This window comes from Streptomyces sp. JJ66 (assembly GCF_019303495.1).
Taxonomy (GTDB): domain Bacteria; phylum Actinomycetota; class Actinomycetes; order Streptomycetales; family Streptomycetaceae; genus Streptomyces.
On record NZ_JAEVFI010000005.1, the window covers coordinates 65,913 to 81,922 of the forward strand.

General features: G+C 73.0%; 14 protein-coding genes. 6 read left to right on the forward strand and 8 right to left on the reverse strand.

Annotated features, from left to right (window positions below):
• Window positions 1–35: 35 nt before the first annotated feature.
• A complete protein-coding gene (gene nucS, locus JJV70_RS05095) occupies window positions 36–698 on the reverse strand; it encodes an endonuclease NucS (RefSeq protein WP_219046495.1) in 663 nt (220 codons plus the stop codon).
• A 221-nt stretch (window positions 699–919) separates the two neighbouring features.
• On the opposite strand from nucS, the gene JJV70_RS05100 reads away from it, so the two are divergent.
• Window positions 920–1,312 carry an SCO5389 family protein gene (locus JJV70_RS05100; protein ID WP_219046496.1) on the forward strand — a complete coding sequence of 131 codons (393 nt, stop codon included), beginning with the start codon at window positions 920–922 and terminating at the stop codon, window positions 1,310–1,312.
• 41 nt (window positions 1,313–1,353) lie between these two features.
• On the opposite strand, the gene JJV70_RS05105 is transcribed toward JJV70_RS05100, so the two are convergent.
• On the reverse strand, window positions 1,354–2,403 hold the full coding sequence (locus JJV70_RS05105; protein WP_219046668.1) for an LLM class flavin-dependent oxidoreductase: 1,050 nt from the start codon (window positions 2,401–2,403) through the stop codon (window positions 1,354–1,356).
• Window positions 2,404–2,613: 210 nt separating this feature from the next.
• Between JJV70_RS05105 and JJV70_RS05110 the strand changes: the two genes are divergently transcribed.
• The gene (locus tag JJV70_RS05110; protein ID WP_219046497.1) at window positions 2,614–2,958 is read left to right on the forward strand and encodes an ATP/GTP-binding protein; all 345 of its coding nucleotides are present in this window, start codon (window positions 2,614–2,616) and stop codon (window positions 2,956–2,958) included.
• A gap of 142 nt (window positions 2,959–3,100) precedes the next feature.
• Here the strand turns inward: JJV70_RS05110 and JJV70_RS05115 are convergent, their stop codons facing one another.
• The 5 genes from JJV70_RS05115 to mce all read right to left on the reverse strand — a co-directional run bounded on the left by JJV70_RS05115 (window position 3,101) and on the right by mce (window position 10,253).
• A complete protein-coding gene (locus JJV70_RS05115; protein ID WP_219046669.1) occupies window positions 3,101–3,865 on the reverse strand; it encodes an ABC transporter permease in 765 nt (254 codons plus the stop codon).
• Between the two features lie 2 nt (window positions 3,866–3,867).
• On the reverse strand, window positions 3,868–4,815 hold the full coding sequence (locus JJV70_RS05120; RefSeq protein ID WP_219046498.1) for an ABC transporter ATP-binding protein: 948 nt from the start codon (window positions 4,813–4,815) through the stop codon (window positions 3,868–3,870).
• Between the two features lie 93 nt (window positions 4,816–4,908).
• Window positions 4,909–5,850, reverse strand: a complete 942-nt coding sequence (locus JJV70_RS05125; protein WP_219046499.1) for a cellulose-binding protein — start codon at window positions 5,848–5,850, stop codon at window positions 4,909–4,911.
• Between the two features lie 200 nt (window positions 5,851–6,050).
• Window positions 6,051–9,509 (reverse strand): polarized growth protein Scy, encoded by a 3,459-nt coding sequence (gene scy, locus JJV70_RS05130; protein WP_219046500.1) that lies wholly within the window; start codon window positions 9,507–9,509, stop codon window positions 6,051–6,053.
• A gap of 309 nt (window positions 9,510–9,818) precedes the next feature.
• Window positions 9,819–10,253, reverse strand: a complete 435-nt coding sequence (mce, locus tag JJV70_RS05135) for a methylmalonyl-CoA epimerase (RefSeq protein ID WP_219046501.1) — start codon at window positions 10,251–10,253, stop codon at window positions 9,819–9,821.
• A gap of 136 nt (window positions 10,254–10,389) precedes the next feature.
• On the opposite strand from mce, the gene JJV70_RS05140 reads away from it, so the two are divergent.
• Window positions 10,390–11,592 carry an acetyl-CoA C-acetyltransferase gene (locus JJV70_RS05140; protein WP_219046502.1) on the forward strand — a complete coding sequence of 401 codons (1,203 nt, stop codon included), beginning with the start codon at window positions 10,390–10,392 and terminating at the stop codon, window positions 11,590–11,592.
• A 53-nt stretch (window positions 11,593–11,645) separates the two neighbouring features.
• The gene (gene meaB / locus JJV70_RS05145) at window positions 11,646–12,620 is read left to right on the forward strand and encodes a methylmalonyl Co-A mutase-associated GTPase MeaB (protein WP_219046503.1); all 975 of its coding nucleotides are present in this window, start codon (window positions 11,646–11,648) and stop codon (window positions 12,618–12,620) included.
• A 100-nt stretch (window positions 12,621–12,720) separates the two neighbouring features.
• On the opposite strand, the gene JJV70_RS05150 is transcribed toward meaB, so the two are convergent.
• Window positions 12,721–13,197, reverse strand: a complete 477-nt coding sequence (locus tag JJV70_RS05150) for a MarR family winged helix-turn-helix transcriptional regulator (RefSeq protein ID WP_219046504.1) — start codon at window positions 13,195–13,197, stop codon at window positions 12,721–12,723.
• Between the two features lie 202 nt (window positions 13,198–13,399).
• Between JJV70_RS05150 and JJV70_RS05155 the strand changes: the two genes are divergently transcribed.
• Together JJV70_RS05155 and JJV70_RS05160 are read left to right on the forward strand one after the other, a co-directional pair.
• Window positions 13,400–13,750 carry a DUF3817 domain-containing protein gene (locus JJV70_RS05155; protein ID WP_219046505.1) on the forward strand — a complete coding sequence of 117 codons (351 nt, stop codon included), beginning with the start codon at window positions 13,400–13,402 and terminating at the stop codon, window positions 13,748–13,750.
• 480 nt (window positions 13,751–14,230) lie between these two features.
• Window positions 14,231–16,009: a glycosyltransferase family 2 protein gene (locus tag JJV70_RS05160; RefSeq protein WP_219046506.1), complete on the forward strand. Its 1,779-nt coding sequence runs from the start codon at window positions 14,231–14,233 to the stop codon at window positions 16,007–16,009.
• The last annotated feature ends 1 nt before the right edge of the window (window position 16,010 follow it).

Consider the following 16,010-nt stretch of genomic DNA (forward strand, 5'->3'; position numbering starts at 1 on the left):
GGGGTCAGCTGGCCCCACCGCAGGCGCGGCGCCCGTCAGAACAGCCGCAGCTTGTCGTCGTCGATGCCGCGCAGCGCGTTGTAGTCGAGGGTGACGCAGTCGATACCCCGGTCGGCGGCCAGGACGCGGGCCTGCGGCTTGATCTCCTGAGCCGCGAACACGCCCTTCACCGGCGCCAGATGCGGATCGCGGTTCAGCAGCTCCAGGTAGCGCGTCAGCTGTTCGACGCCGTCGATCTCACCACGGCGCTTGATCTCGACGGCCACCGTGATGCCCTCGCCGTCGCGGCCCAGGATGTCCACGGGGCCGATCGCCGTCGGGTACTCGCGGCGGATCAGTGACCAGCCGGTGCCGAGTGTTTCCATGCGGTCGGCGAGCAGTTCCTGTAGGTGCGCCTCGACGCCGTCCTTGATCAACCCCGGGTCCGTGCCCAGTTCGTGGGACGAGTCGTGCAGTATTTCTGCCATCGTGATGATCAGTTTCTCGCCCGCCTTGTTGATGACCGTCCACACCCCGCCATCGGCCTCCTTGAGGGTGCACGGAGGGGACATCCAGTTGAGGGGCTTGTAGGCCCGGTCGTCGGCGTGGACGGACACCGATCCATCGGCTTTCACCAGGATCAGCCGGGGTGCCATGGGCAGGTGGGCGGTGAGCCGGCCCGCGTAGTCCACGGAGCAGCGGGCGATGACGAGACGCATGGGCGGCACGCTACTCGACCGCCGCCTCCGGGAGCGATTCGCCCCTGCTTCTCCCCGTTCCGGCATGGCCGGTTGTGTGCGCAGCCCTATGGCCGCGTCGTCCTCCTGCCCTTACGGTAGGTGAGGGGGCCATCGCCGAACGACATCCGGAAATACGGGCGGGGCCTCTTGTTTCGTCCGTGAGGCCCCGCACCCCCGTGGGGCCGCGAGAGGAGAACCCCATGTCGCTCGACGTCTCACCGGCCCTTCTGGCACAGGCCGAGCGAGGCGAGGTCGATGAAGCGGCCTTCGTCGACTGCGTCAAGAACTCCCTCCCGTACGCCTGGGAGATGGTCAGCAGCCTCGTCGCCCGACTCCAGGTTGACGGCGGGGACTTCGCCGACAACCAGACCCCGCCACCGGACGAGCAGGCGCGCGGCCAGCTCCTGCGGGCGCTGGCCAGTGACGCGATCCGGGGCGCGCTGGAGCGGCACTTCGGGGTCCGGCTCGCCTTCCAGAACTGTCACCGCGTGGCGGTGTTCCCGCTGGACGCCTCGGCGGACCAGCGGCTGGAGCGCTTCACCTCGATACGCGGCCAGCTCCTCAACCAGTCCCCGCTGCTGCGGGACTGCTGAGGACGCCCGCGCAGCCGTCATCGCTGCCGTTATCGCTGCCGTCAGTGCTGCCGCTCCCGGGTTCGCGCCCCCAGGAGCGGCAGCACCTCGGCGCCCAGCCGGTGCACGTTGGCCTCGGTGGCCGCCAGGTCGCCGGAGCCCTCGGTCAGCAGCGCGAAGCGCCGGACGCCGGTGCGTTCGGCCGTTTCCGTCAGCCGGCGCGCGCACAGCTGGGGCGGCCCGACCGGATGCAGCGAGCACAGCAACTCGGTGTAGGCGGCCGGGTCGCGCATGGTGCGCTGCCGCCCGTCCACGGTGACGTGCGCGCCCAGCCCCTGCCGCAGCCAGCCCGGCATGGCCTTCGCCAGTGTCTCGGCGGCCTCCTCGCGGGTGTCGGCGACCTGCGCCACCCCGGCGCAGACGTGCCCGTCGGCGAGCGTGTCCGCGTCGTGCCCGGCGGCCAGCGCCTCGCGCCGCCACAGCGCCGTCAGCCGCGCCTTCTCCTCGTCCCCGCAGTGCATGCCCAGCAGCATCGGCAGCCCGCGCCGGGCCGCGAGCCGCGCCGAGCCCTCCGAGATGCAGGCGACCACCACGGGCGGCCCCGCCAGCCCGCCCAGCCCCTCCGCCGGACGCGGCACCACGGCCACCTCGCGGAACCGGTAGCGCGGCCCGTCCGCCCCGACGCGTGGTTCGCGCAGCCAGCGCAGCAGCAGGTCCAGCGACTCGGGGAAGCCCTTCTCGTACGCCTCCACGCCCGCGCCGAACACCTCCAGGTCCACCCACGGCCCGCCCCGGCCGACGCCGAGCGTGAACCGGCCGCCGGTGGTCAGGTGCAGCAGCGCCGCCTGCTCCCCGAGCGCCACGGGGTGCGTGGTCGGCAGCACGCTGACAGCCGTCCCCACCCCGATCCGCCGGGTGCGCCCCAGCAGCAGCGCCGCCAGCGTCACCGCCGACGGGCAGGTGCCGTACGGCACGAAGTGATGCTCGGCCAGCCACACAGCATCCAGCCCGGCCGCTTCCGCCGCCTCCGCTGACCGCACCGCGCGGTGCAGTGCCTCCCCCTGCCCCTGGCCAGGGAACTGGGCAGCCAGCACGAAACTCCCCACACGCATCGCCATCTGTCTCCTCGCTCGGCCGACGCGGGTCCACCCCCGACGCTCCTAACGCATGACATGTGCCAAGGGCACGGTTACGCCAGCGTTTGGTGCGATGATCAGCCCATCGGGTGACGCTCGGCGGCTTTCCCCGACGTGCGTACGCTGGGATGTGTCCGTTTCCCGCCCGGGTGACGTCCTCCTCCGGGCCGTAGGAGTGAGGTGTGCGTGTCCCCGCGTCGTAACCGTCCGCGTGGCGGGCTAAGGGCCGCCGGGTCGTCCGGCTGGGCGGCCCGGGAGGCCCAGGAAGCAGGGCGCGGCATCGGGCTGGAGAACAGCGAGAGCTGGCGCGGCGAGGAGTGGGCCGTGCGGCGGATCACCGGTGGCGGGGCGGTCAAGCCCTACCGGTGCCCGGGCTGCGACCAGCTGATTCCGCCCGGGGTGCCGCACGTCGTGGCGTGGCCCGCGCACAGCGACGGCGAGGACCGGCGCCACTGGCACGGCCCCTGCTGGACGGCGCGCGACCGGCGTGGGGTCCGCCCGCAGCGCTCCCGCAACGCGCCCCGGTACTGAGGGCGTTGCGGGAGCTGGTCAGCGCGGGCGGGCCGGGCGGCGTCAGACGCCCAGGGGCTGCCGCGCGGCGCGGCCGGACCACCGAACGCGGGCCAGCCCCCGCCGGGGTGACTCCCCGGCGTCACCCGTCACCCGTCACCCGTCACGCGTCGCGCGTGCGGAGCGTCGCGTAGCCCGCGAGCAGGGCGGCGACGGTCCAGGCGACCATGATCGCCAGGCCGCCCCACGGGCCGTAGGGGCGGTCGAGCGCGACGACGGTCATGATCATCGTCCCGGCCTGGTCAGGGAGCCACTGGGCGACGTCCCGCGCGCCGGGAATAGCGCCCAGGATCGGGCTGACCAGGAAGAACAGCGGGACCAGGATGCCCAGTGAGAGCACCGGACTGCGCAGCACCCAGGTGATACCCATCGCGAACAGCGTGATCAGCGTCAGGTACAGGCCGCCGCCGAAGACGGCGCGCAGCACGTCGGGTTCGCCGAGCGACGTCGCCAGGTCCCCCAGCAGGGCCTGGCCCGCGAAGAACGACAGGAAACTGGTGACCATGCCGACGACCAGGACGAGCCCCGTGCCCACGAGCAGCTTGGCGGCCATGAACACCCCCCGCTGCGGCACCGCCGCCAGCGAGGCACGGATCATGCCGGTGCTGTACTCGCTGGACACCAGCAGCACACCGAAGGCGATCATCGCCAGCTGACCCAGCGCCATGCCCGAGAAGCTGGTGAGCACCGGGTCGAACGTCGCCTTCTGTTCAGGGGGGAGATTGTCGTAGTTGATCTTGAACAGCAGGCTCAGGCCCATCCCGCTGAGCACGGTGAGCAGCAGGGCCAGGCCCAGCGTCCACACCGTGGAGCGGACGGTGAGGGCCTTGGTCCACTCCGAGCGGAGCACCCGCGTCAGGTGAGCCATCATCACAGCTCCTTCCGGGCGTCGGCGGTCACGTCGGCGGGTTCGGCGCCGTGGGTGTGGAACTCCACCGACTCGGCGGTGAGCCGCATGAACGCCTCCTCCAGCGACGCCTGCTGCGGGCTCAGCTCGTGCAGGACGACGCCCTGGGCGGCCGCGACCTCGCCGACGCGCGCGGCCTCGACGTCGTCGGCCTCCAGCGTCCCGTCCGCGCCGGGGGTGACGGCGATGTCCGCGCCGCTCAGCGCGTCCCGCAGCCGCTCGGGCTCCGGCGAGCGCAGCCGCACGTAGCTGCGGGAGTTCTGCTGGATGAACTCCTTCATGGACGTGTCGGCCAGCAGCCTGCCCCGGCCGATGACGATGAGGTGGTCGGCGGTCAGCGCCATCTCGCTCATCAGGTGGCTGGAGACGAACACCGTCTTGCCCTCGGACGCCAGGTGCTTCATCAGGCCGCGGACCCAGCGGATGCCCTCGGGGTCGAGCCCGTTGACCGGCTCGTCGAACATGACGATCTTCGGGTCGCCCAGCAGCGCCGCCGCGATGCCCAGCCGCTGGCCCATGCCCAGCGAGAAGCCCTTCGGACGCTTGTTGGCGACCGAGCTGAGCCCCACCAGGTCCAGCACCTCCGGCACCCGGCGTTCGGGAATGCCGTTGGACTGGGCCAGGACGCGCAAGTGGTTGCGGGCCGTCCGCCCGCCGTGCACGGACGTGGCCTCCAGCAGCGCCCCGATGGAGGCCAGGGGGTCGCGCAGCTGGCGGTAGTGCTTGCCGTCGATGCGGACGTCACCTGCCGTCGGCCGGTCCAGGCCGAGCATCATCCGCATAGTGGTGGATTTTCCTGCCCCGTTGGGCCCCAGGAAGCCGGTAACGACGCCGGGCTGAACCGTGAAGGTGAGCCGGTCCACCGCCGTCGTGCTGCCGTAGCGCTTCGTGAGCCCGTCAAGCTCAATCATGGGCATGACGCTAAACGGTCCAAGTGCCCCCTGTCACACCGGGGGTCACCTGGACCGTCTCACCGTCTTCCGCCGGCCCGCCGGGCGGGCGCGTCAGCGGGACTGCTGGGCCGGCACGTTCGTGCTGGCGTCCTCGTCCTCCTCGGCGGGCTGGCCCGACGCGGCCACGGCGGCACCGGTGAGGGTGGCCAGCATCTCGCGCACGTTGGTCAGCTGCGCGTTGATGCTGTCGCGGCGGTTGGTGAGGGCGGCCAGCTCGCGCTCGGACTCGCTGCGCACCCGGTCGGCCTTGGCGTTCGCGTCGGCGACGATGTCCTCGGCCTGGCGCTGGGCCGTCTCCACCGTCTGGCGGGCGCGGCGCTCGGCGTCCGTGCGCAGCTTCTCCGCCTCCAGCCGCAGCTGCTCGGCGCGGTGCTCGATCTCCGCGAGCCGCTTCTCGGCCTTGGCCTGGCGGGAGGCCAGGTCGCGCTCGGACTGCTCGCGGCGCTTGGCCAGGTTCGTCTCGAAGTCGGCGGCGGCCTGCGCGGCCTTGGCCCGGGTGTCCTCGAAGAGGGCGTCGGCCTCCTCGCGCTTGGACTGCGCGTCCTTCTCGGCGTCCGAGCGCAGCTGCGACGCCTCGCCCTTGGCCGTCTCGACGATGCGCACGCCCTCGTCCTCGGCCTTCGCCTTGCGGTCGGCGGCGAACGCCTCGGCGTCGTCACGCACCTGCTGGGCCGCGCTCTCGGCCAGCTCCCGGTGCTGCTCGGCGGCGCGCCGGGCCTCCTCCCGCAGGTCCTTCGCCTCCTCCTCGGCGAGGCGGAGGATCTTCTCGACGCGGGCGCCGAGCCCGGCGTATGAAGGCTCGGCGTCGTTGACCTGAGCCTGGGCGTTCTGGGTTTCGAGGTGCAGTTCCTCGATGCGCTTTTCCAGTGACGTGATGCGGGACAGGGCGCTGTCACGGTCGGCGACGAGCTTGGAGATGCGGTCGTCCACCTGCCCGCGGTCGTAGCCGCGCCGCACGAGCTCGAAGCCGAAGGGGGAGGAAGTGTCGCTCATGGGGTTCCTGTCGAAGAGACCGGTATGAGGTTCGGGGTGAGGTGTCAGACGGAATCCTAGGGGCCAAGGCGGCGTGTCATCGAGCGGATCGGCTATTGATGCGATTTCATGGGGCCCATGTGCGCTCTTTCGGGTGGCTTTCGCCGGAAGCCCGCACCGCAAGCGGAAGCCCGCTCACGCTCGGAGAGGCGCGCTTACGGCTAACTCCGGGAGGGCTTCCCACCCGAACGAGCGCCCCCGGCAGCCGCGCCCGCCTTGACGCCGCCGGAGCCGCCGCCGTCCTCGCCGCCCTCGCGTTCCCGGCCACCGCCCTTGCCGCTCTTGACGCCGCCCGGTGACTCGAAGGACTCCAGTGCCTCCAGCACATCCTGCACCCGGGAAATCTCGGCGTTGATGTTCTCCTGGCGGCGCACCAGCGTCTCCAGCTCGCGCTTGCCCTCGTCAACGATCCGTTCGGCCTCCGCCCGCGCGTCCGCCCGCAGCTGCCCGGCCTCCTTCTCCACGGCGGCCTTCTTCTGCTCGGCCTCCTTCAGCAGGCCCTCCGCCTTGCGCACCGCGGAGATGCGCGCCGAACTCGCCTCGGACTCGGCGTCCGACACCAGCTTCGCCGCCTCCTCGCGGGCCTTGGCCAACTGCTCCTCGGCGGCCTTGACCAGCTTGTCGGTGCGCTCACCGGCCGACTTCATCGCCTCCGACGCCTCCCGGCGCGCCCGCTCGTGCAGCTCCTCGACCTCGCCCTCGACCCGGGCCCGCAGCTCCTCGGTGCGCTCGCGGATGGCGCTCGCGTCCCGGCGGGCCTCCTCCAGCATGGTGTTGGAGTCGGCGCGGGCCTTCTCCACCAGCTCGCCGCACTCCGCCCGGGCCTCGTTCTCCAGCCGCTCCGCCTCCCGCCGCGCGGCGCCCACCATGGTGTCGGCCTGCTCCTCGGCGTTCGCCGCCGTGCGCACGGCCTCCTCCTGCGCCCCGGCCACCAACTGGTCGGCCTGCTCGGCGGCTTCGGCCAGCTTGCGGGACGCCTCCTGACGTGCCTCATCGCGCACCCGGTCCGCGTCCCCGCGCGCCTGGTCCGCCTCGGCCTGCGCGGTGGTGCGCAGCCGGTCGGCCTCCGCGATCGCGTCGCTGACGGTCCGCTCGGCCAGCGCCTTGGCCGCGTCGGTCTCCTCGCGGGCCTCGCGGCGCAGCGTCTCCGCCTCCCGCGCGGCGTCCCGGCGCAGCGTGGCGGCCTCCTCGTCGGCCTCCTGACGCACCGTGCGCGCCGCGTGCTCGGCCGCCGAGCGCAGACCGGCGATCTCCTCCTCGGCGCGCTCGTGCAGCCCGGCCACGGCCTCCCGCACCTGCTGGGCCTGCTCCTCGGCCGCCGCGACGAGTTCGCCCGCGCGCTGCTCCGCCTCGCTGACCAGGCGCTCGGCCTCGGCGTGCGCCTCCTCCGCCCGGCGTCGCGCCGACGCCAGCAACTCCTCGCCCTGCTCCCGCGCCTGCGTGCGCTCGCGATGCGCCTCCTCGCGGGCGTCCGCCAGCAGCTCCTCGGCCTCCCGGCGGAGCCGGGAAGCCTCATCCCGGGCGGCGGCCAGCGCCTCGGCGGCCTCGGCACCCAGCCGCTCGGCCGCCGCCTCGGCATCCGCGCGCACCCGGTCGGCGCTCTCCTGCGCGTCCGTGCGCAGCTGTTCGGCCTCCGCCGCCGCCTCGCCCCGCAGCCGCACCGCCAGCTGCTCCGCCTCGGCACGGGCCTGCGCGGCCTCCGCCGCCGCCTCCTCGCGCAGCCGCTCGGCCTCCTCCTCGGCCTGCTGCCGCAGCGTGCGGACGCGCTCGGCGGCCTCGCCGCGCAGCCGCTCCGACTCCGCGCGCGCCTCCTCACGCAGCTGCTCGGCCGCCCCACGCGCCCGGGTCAACTCCTCCTGGGCGGTGGCCAGTTTCTCCTCGGCCTCACCACGCCGCCGGTCCAGCTCCTCGGCCGCCTCCGCCGCCGTCTGCGCCGCGGCCCGCTCGGCCTCCTCGCGCAGCGTGCGCGCGGCCTGCTCGGCCTCGGAGCGCGTCTGCCCGGCCTGCTCCTCGGCACCATCCCGCAGCTCCTCGGCCTCCGCGCGGGCCCGCTCCAGCAGCTCGTCCGCCTGCCGGCGCAGGCCGGTGGCGCGCTCGATGGCCTCGGTACGGACCCGCTCGCCCTCGGCCACCGCCGCGCTGCGGGTCTCCTCCGCGTCCGCCTTGGCCTGGCTGAGCACCTCCTCTGCGGTGGACGCGGCCTGCTCGATCTGCCGCACGGCGTCCTTGCGGGCCTCCGCGCGAATGCGCTCGCCCTCCTCGACCGCCTCGGCACGCAACTGCTCCGCCTCGCCGCGCAGCCGCCGGGCCTCCTCCTGGAGTTCGGCCGTCTTGGCCCGGTACTCCTGGGTGTCCGCCTGCGCCGACCCCTTCAACTGCTCGGCGGTGTCGTGCGCCTGAGCGCGCAGCCGGTCGGCCTCCTCCTCCGCCTGCCCGCGCAGCCGTTCGGCCTCCTCGGCGGCCGCCTTCGTGGTGGCCTGCGCCTCCTGGGACGCCTTGCTGAGGATCTCCTCCGCGCTGCGCGCCGCCTCCGCGAGCTGCGCCGCCGACTCCTCCGCCGCTGACGCCCGCGCCGTCTCCTTCGCCTCCGCCACCGCGCGCTCGGACTGCGCCCGGGCGTCCGCGCGCAGCTGCTCGGCCTCCGCCTTGACGGCGTCCGCCTCCGTAGTGGCCTCGCTCACCAACCGGGCGATCTGCGCCTTCGCGGTGCGGGTGCGCTGCTCGTTCTGCGCCTCGGCGTCCGCCAGCTGCCGGGCCGCCTGCTCCCGGGCGCTCTCCAGCACCTTGTCGGCCTCCGCGCGGGCGGTGCGCAGCGCCTCGTCGGCCTCCCGCATCCGCTCCTGGGCGCCGCGCGCCGCCTCCGCGGCCTCCCGGCGGGCGGCCTCCGTCTCACTGGCGGTCGTGCTGCGCAGCCGGTCCGCGTGCTCGGTGGCCTCCTCCGCCTGCGTGGACGCGGCCGACAGCAGGCGCTCGGCCTCCGCCCGGGCCCGGCGCAAAATCGCCTCCGCCTCGGCGCGGGCTGTGAGCGCCTCCTCGTTCAGGCGGTGCCGCGACTGCTCCGCCAGCCGCCCAGCCTCCGCCCGGGCCGCGCTCAGCGTCTGCTCGGCCTCCGCGCGCGTCTCCTCCGCCAGCCGGCGGACCTGCGACTCGCTGCGGGCACGCAGCTGCTCCGCCCACGCCACGTTCTCGCCCACGTGCGACTCGACGGTGGCGCGGCGCTCGGCCAGCTCCTGGTCAAGCTGCTGGCGGCGGCGCACCGCCTCCGCGTGCAGCTCCGCCTCCAGACGCGCCTGAGCCTCCGCCTGCTCCTGGTGCAACCGCTGCGCCTGCGCCCGTGCCTCGCGCAGCTCCCGGTCCGCGTCAGCCCGCAACTGCTCGGCCTGCACCTGGGCGTTGCGCAGCAACTGCTCCGCCTGCCCGGCGAGGTTGTCGTATCCGGCCGGGCGCGCGGCGAGGGTGCGGCGCGCCTCGTGCAGCTTGGCGCGCAGCACTTCGACCTGATAGCCGAGGTCGTCGGCGTGATCGACCGCCTTGTCCCGTTCCTTGCGCAGCCGTTCCATCTCGGCTTCGAAACGCGACAGGTGGTCCTCAGGCTCGTCGTAGCGGTCGTAGCCCCGCACTGCGCGGTCCCATCCGTCCCCTGGTCGGTAAGGTGAGCTGGCTGTTCCGTGGGGAACCTCCGGAGAAATGGTGTCAGATCATCCGGGGGACGCGGAACGGGCCGGCCGCCACTCTACCGACTCGCGCCGGGTCTTAGACGCCCCGCCAAAGGGCCTTTCGCCCTCTTGACCTCGGCCGCCCCGTGTGCACGCGCGCGCGACCGCACGGGCCGGGGCGGGCCGGGCGCGTGCCCCCGCCGGGGATGATCAGCTACGGGACCAGGCTCCGGCGGTGCGGGGTGCCCGGCGCGGGGACCACGGGGCGAGCGGCTAGCGCTGGTGCTGCGCGGCGGAGGTGACCAGTTCGGTGAGGACGCCGTGGCAGTCCTTGGGGTGGAGGAAGGTGATGCGGGAGTTCATGGAACCGGTGCGCGGCTCGTCGTACAGGACGCGCACGCCCTTGCCCCGGATCGCCTCGGCGTCGCCGTCCACGTCGGCGGTGCCGAAGGCGATGTGGTGCACGCCCTCGCCGTTCTTCGCCAGCCACTTGCCGACGGCCGAGTCCTCCCGGGTGGGCTCCAGCAGCTGGAGGTAGGACGCGCCGCCGTCGTCCGTCCCGTTGATCTTGAGCATGGCCTCGCGGACGCCCTGCTCCTCGTTGACCTCGGTGTGGAAGACCTCGAAGCCGTACGTGGCCCGGTAGAACTCCACGGTCTTGTCCAGGTCGAAGCAGGCGATCCCGATGTGGTCGATACGCGTCAACATAGAACCAGGACACCGCTTCGGAGGTGGTTACGCAACGTGCGCACGGTCACACCCACGGACCGGTGACCCGGCCGCATACCGCTCAGTACATTGGCGATTAACCCTCGTTCACTTCCTTCTCCGAAGGGGCCGCAGCATGACTGGCACGACCGGCACCACCTCAGTGATCGTCGCGGGCGCGCGCACGCCCATGGGACGCCTGCTCGGCTCGCTGAAGACCTTCTCCGGGGCCGACCTCGGCGGCTTCGCCATCAAGGCCGCACTCGACCGGGCAGGGATCGGCGGCGACCAGGTCCAGTACGTGATCATGGGCCAGGTGCTCCAGGCGGGCGCCGGGCAGATCCCGGCCCGGCAGGCCGCCGTCAAGGCGGGCATCCCGATGAACGTCCCGGCGCTGACCATCAACAAGGTCTGCCTCTCCGGCCTGGACGCCATCGCGCTGGCGGACCAGCTGGTGCGCGCCGGGGAGTTCGACGTCGTCGTCGCCGGCGGCCAGGAGTCCATGACCAACGCCCCGCACCTGCTGCCCAAGTCCCGCGAGGGCTACAAGTACGGCGCCGTGCAGATGCTGGACGCCATGGCCCACGACGGCCTGACCGACTCCTTCGAGGGCGTCGCGATGGGTGAGTCCACCGAGAAGCACAACACCCGCCTGGGCATCGAGCGCGCGGTGCAGGACGAGATCGCCGCCGCCTCGCACCAGCGCGCCGCCGCCGCCCAGAAGAACGGCCTGTTCGAGGCCGAGATCACCCCGGTGGAGATCCCGCAGCGCAAGGGCGAACCCGTCGTGTTCAGCCAGGACGAGGGCATCCGTGGCGAGACCACCGCCGAGTCGCTGGGCAAGCTGCGCCCGGCCTTCGCCAAGGACGGCACGATCACCGCCGGCTCGGCCTCGCAGATCTCCGACGGCGCGGCGGCCGTCGTGGTGATGTCCAAGGCGAAGGCCCAGGAGCTGGGCCTGGAGTGGATCGCCGAAATCGGCGCCCACGGCAACGTCGCGGGCCCGGACAACTCGCTCCAGTCCCAGCCGGCCAACGCGATCCGGCACGCGCTGGGCAAGGAGGGCCTGGACGTCGCCGACCTCGACCTGATCGAGATCAACGAGGCGTTCGCCGCCGTCGCACACCAGTCGATGAAGGACCTGAAGATCGGCCCGGACAAGGTCAACGTCAACGGCGGCGCCATCGCCCTCGGTCACCCGATCGGCATGTCCGGCGCCCGGATCGTGCTGCACCTGGCGCTGGAGCTGAAGCGGCGCGGCGGCGGCACCGGCGCCGCCGCCCTGTGCGGTGGCGGCGGCCAGGGTGACGCCCTGATCGTCAAGGTGCCGGGCAAGTAACGGCGCCCGGTACGGCAGCCGGAACGACAACGCGAGCGAGGAGCGCAGGACGCATGGCGGTGGACGTCCCCCAGCTGGTGGAGCAGGCCCGCGCGGGCAGGCCCCGGGCGGTGGCCCGGCTGATCTCACTGGTCGAGGGGGCGTCCCCGCAGCTGCGCGAGGTGATGGCCGCCCTCGCCCCGCTCACCGGCAACGCCTACGTCGTCGGGCTCACCGGCTCGCCCGGCGTGGGCAAGTCCACCTCCACCTCGGCGCTGGTCAGCGCCTACCGCAAGACCGGCAAGCGGGTCGGTGTCCTGGCCGTGGACCCGTCCTCGCCGTTCTCCGGCGGCGCACTGCTCGGCGACCGGGTGCGCATGTCCGACCACGCCTCCGATCCCGGCGTCTACATCCGCTCCATGGCCACCCGGGGCCACCTCGGGGGGCTGGCCTGGGCCGCCCCGCAGGCGATCCGGGTGCTGGACGCCGCCGGGTGCGACGTGGTGCTGGTGGAGACCGTCGGCGTCGGCCAGTCCGAGGTGGACATCGCCGGGCAGGCCGACACCTCGGTGGTGCTGCTCGCGCCCGGCATGGGCGACGGCATCCAGGCGGCCAAGGCGGGCATCCTGGAGATCGGCGACGTCTACGTCGTCAACAAGGCCGACCGGGACGGGGCCGACGCCACCGTCCGCGAACTCAACCACATGCTGGGCCTGGGCGAGGCGCGCGGGCCGGGCGACTGGCGGCCGCCGATCGTCAAGACCGTCGCCGCGCGCGGTACGGGCGTGGACGAGGTCGTGGAGGCGCTGGAGAAGCACCGCGCGTGGATGGAGGAGCGCGGGGTGCTCGCCGAGCGGCGCCGGCGCCGGGCGGCCCGGGAGGTCGAGACCATCGCCGTGACCGCCCTGCGCGAGCGGATCGCCGACCTGCACGGGGACCGGCGGCTCGGCGCCCTGGCCGAGCAGATCGTCACCGGCACCCTGGACCCCTACGCGGCTGCGGACGCGCTGGTCGCCGGGGTCACCGAGAGCCGCCGCGACGGCGCGTAGCCAGCGCGGCGCGGGTCTGGCGGGCCGGGTCCGGTCCGGCGAAACGGGCCGGGGCGGTGTCGCCCCGGGGAAGTCGCCCCGGGGAAGCGGTGCTTCGCGCCTACCGGCGGTCGCGACGGGAGCGCAGGTGGTCGGCCACCGGGGTGAGCGCCTGCTGGAGCGCGGCGAGCGCCTCCGGCTTCAGCAGGTCGATGAAGTGACGCCGGACGGACTCGACGTGGTGCGGTGAGACGTCCAGCATGGTGCGCCACCCGTGCGCGGTGAGCACCGCGTACAGCCCGCGCTTGTCGGTGTCGCAGTGCTCGCGCCGCACCAGCCCGGCGCTCTCCATCCGCGTGATCTGGTGCGACAGGCGGCTCTTGGACTGGAGCGTCGCCCCGGCCAGGTCACTCATGCGCATGCGCCGGTCCTCGCACTCCGAGAGGTTGACGAGGATCTCGTAGTCGTTCAGGGTCAGCCCGAACGGCTGGAGGTCCCGCTCCAGCTGGTGCATCAGGAGCTTGCTGACGTCGAGGTAGGTGCGCCAGGCCCGCTGCTCGTCCTCGGTGAGCCAACGCGGACCGCTGTCGGTGTCCATGGCGGCGACTCTACCGATCTGTTCGGGCCCGGCCACCCGCCCGCCGCCTGTCCGACGCTCACGCCCGGCCCTCGCCCCGGCCGTGGCCCCACCCCGGGACCGTGCCGCGTCCGGGGGAGTGCCACAATGGACGTGCTTGTGCGTGGCTTCACAAGGTCCACGCAGGCCCGCGTCCCGTATCTCCCGGAAGAGGTCCCGACCCGTGGATGCCAAGACCGCCCAGGCCATGCACCGGCTGCGCCTGGTGTCCCTGCCCGAAGCCCTGTCCTTCCCCGCGCTGCTGATCTTCGGCTCGCTGCTGAGCCGGGTCTCCGACATCGACTTCCTGATGATGCCGCTGGGCATGCTGCACGGCGTGCTCTTCGTGATCTACGCCCTGTTCCTGCTGGACGTGTGGAACAAGGCGAAGTGGCCGCTCAAGCGGGTCGCCTTCTTTTTCGTGCTCGCGGTGCTGCCCTTCGGCGGGCTGTACGGAGAGCGGGTGCTGCGGCGCGAGGAGCGGGACCAGGTGGTGGCAGCCCGCGCCCGGCGCGAGGGCGTGGTGAACGCTTGATCGCCTTCCCGTGACGCCGCTGGGGGTTGGCGCAGCGCCCGGACGGGGCTGGTCGCGGCTGGCCAGTGACGCACGGCCCCCCGATCAGCGTTCCGATGTGGCCCGGCTTGGGGGCGTCACAGATCAGCTCCGCTTGAGCGTCATCCTGTCCACGTGCGCATCACCCTCCCGGCGTACCGGCCCATGCCAGGGCGCCGTGCCGTGGCCGCTGGGGGCGTGGCCGTTGTGTGCCGGCCTCGTGCTGAAGGCTGACGGCCGGGAGGAGTCACGAATGGACTAGCCCGGAAGGGGGAAACGGCCGGGCGTTACCCCGCCTGAGCGCCCGCCCGCACACCTGGGGAAAGCCCCTGACCGCCGCTCTGCCGGCCGTTCCGGGTGTGTCAAACATGCCGTGCGGTACCGGTTCACCGCGTTCGACACGGCACGGAGGGTCCCGTCTGCTGGGACTGTCGGTGCCATCGAACGTGCTGTGGAGGGACCGTGCGGCCGCAGGGCTATGACTACGAGGTCTACAGCCGTCTCGCCGGTCCGCTCACCGAGCCGGAACCGGAGTCGGAGACCCGTCCGGAACCGCGCCCGTACCGGGTGCGCTACCGCACCCTGCTGTCCACCGAACCGCACCGCCTGCGCGCGCTGACGCTGATGACGGCGGCGCCCGCGCTGTCCGCGGTGCTGCTGCTGTGGCTGGTGTGGCCCACCCACTGGACCGACCGCGCCGGAGCCCCGGGCTACCTGGTGGCCGCCGACTGGGTCATGCTCGGCTGCATCGCGCTGATCGAGCTGTTCCGCCTGGTCAACGTCGTCTCCATCGCGCACGCCACGCTCGTCGCGCGCGACCCCGTGCCCGTCACCCCCCAGCCCGGCCTGCGCGTCGCCTTCCTGACGACGTACGTGCCGGGCAAGGAACCGCTGGAGATGGTGCGCGCCACGCTCGAGGGCGCCACGCGGCTGCGGCACGACGGCCCGCTGGACGTGTGGCTGCTGGACGAGGGCGACGACGCCGCCGCCCGCGCGCTGTGCGCGGAGCTGGGCGTCCGCCACTTCACCCGCAGCGGCGTCCCGGAGTGGAACCGCGAGAGCGGCGTCCACCGGGCCCGTACCAAGCACGGCAACTACAACGCCTGGCTCGCCCAGCACGGCCACGCCTACGACGTGTTCGCCTCCGTGGACACCGACCACGTGCCGCTGCCGAACTACCTGGAACGCATGCTGGGCTACTTCCGCGACCCGGATATCGCCTTCGTCGTCGGGCCGCAGGTGTACGGCAACTACCGCCGTACGGTGACCAAGTTCGCCGAGAGCCAGCAGTTCCTCTTCCACGCCCTCATCCAGCGCGCCGGGAACCGCTACGGCGGCCCGATGTTCGTCGGCACCAACAACGCCGTGCGGGTCGCCGCCGTCCTCCAGATCGGCGGGCTGCGCGACTCCATCACCGAGGACATGGCCACCGGTTTCGAACTGCACCGCAGCCGCAACCCGGCCACCGGGCGGCGGTGGCGCTCGGTCTACACCCCGGACGTGCTGGCCGTCGGCGAGGGCCCGGAGTGCTGGACGGACTTCTTCAGCCAGCAGACCCGCTGGTCGCGCGGCACCTACGAGACCATCCTGCGCCAGTACTGGCGCGGCCCGCACCGCTTCTCCCCGGGCAAGCTGCTCAACTACTCGCTCATGCTCGCGTACTACCCGATGAGCGCCGTCACCTGGCTGCTCGGCGCGCTCAGCTGCACCCTGTTCCTGTGGCTGGGCGCCTCCGGGACGCAGGTCACCGCAGCGGTGTGGCTGATGCTCTACAGCGACGTCGCCGCCCTGCAGATCGGGCTGTACCTGTGGAACCGGCGGCACAACGTCTCGCCGCACGAACCGGAGGGCTCGGGCGGGCTGGCGGGCATGGCGATGTCGGCCATCTGCGCGCCCATCTACGCCCGCTCGGCGATCGCGGCCGTGCTGCGGCGCGACTGCGGCTTCGTCGTCACGCCCAAGGGCGGCACCGCCAGCCCCGACCGGCTCAGCACCTTCCGCGTCCACCTGATGTGGATCGGCGTGCTGGGCAGCGGACTGGCCGCCTCCTTCGTCCTCGGCCACACCCACGTCGCCATGCGCACCTGGACGGTGCTGGCCCTGCTCATCGCGCTCGCGCCGGTGGCGATGTGGAGCCTGTCCGAGTTCCGCGACAGACGCCCGCGTCCCAAGCCCCGTGACGAGCGCGAGCCCGCCCTCGTCGCCACGTCCAGTGCCAGAGCCAGTGCCAGTGGGAGCTGAT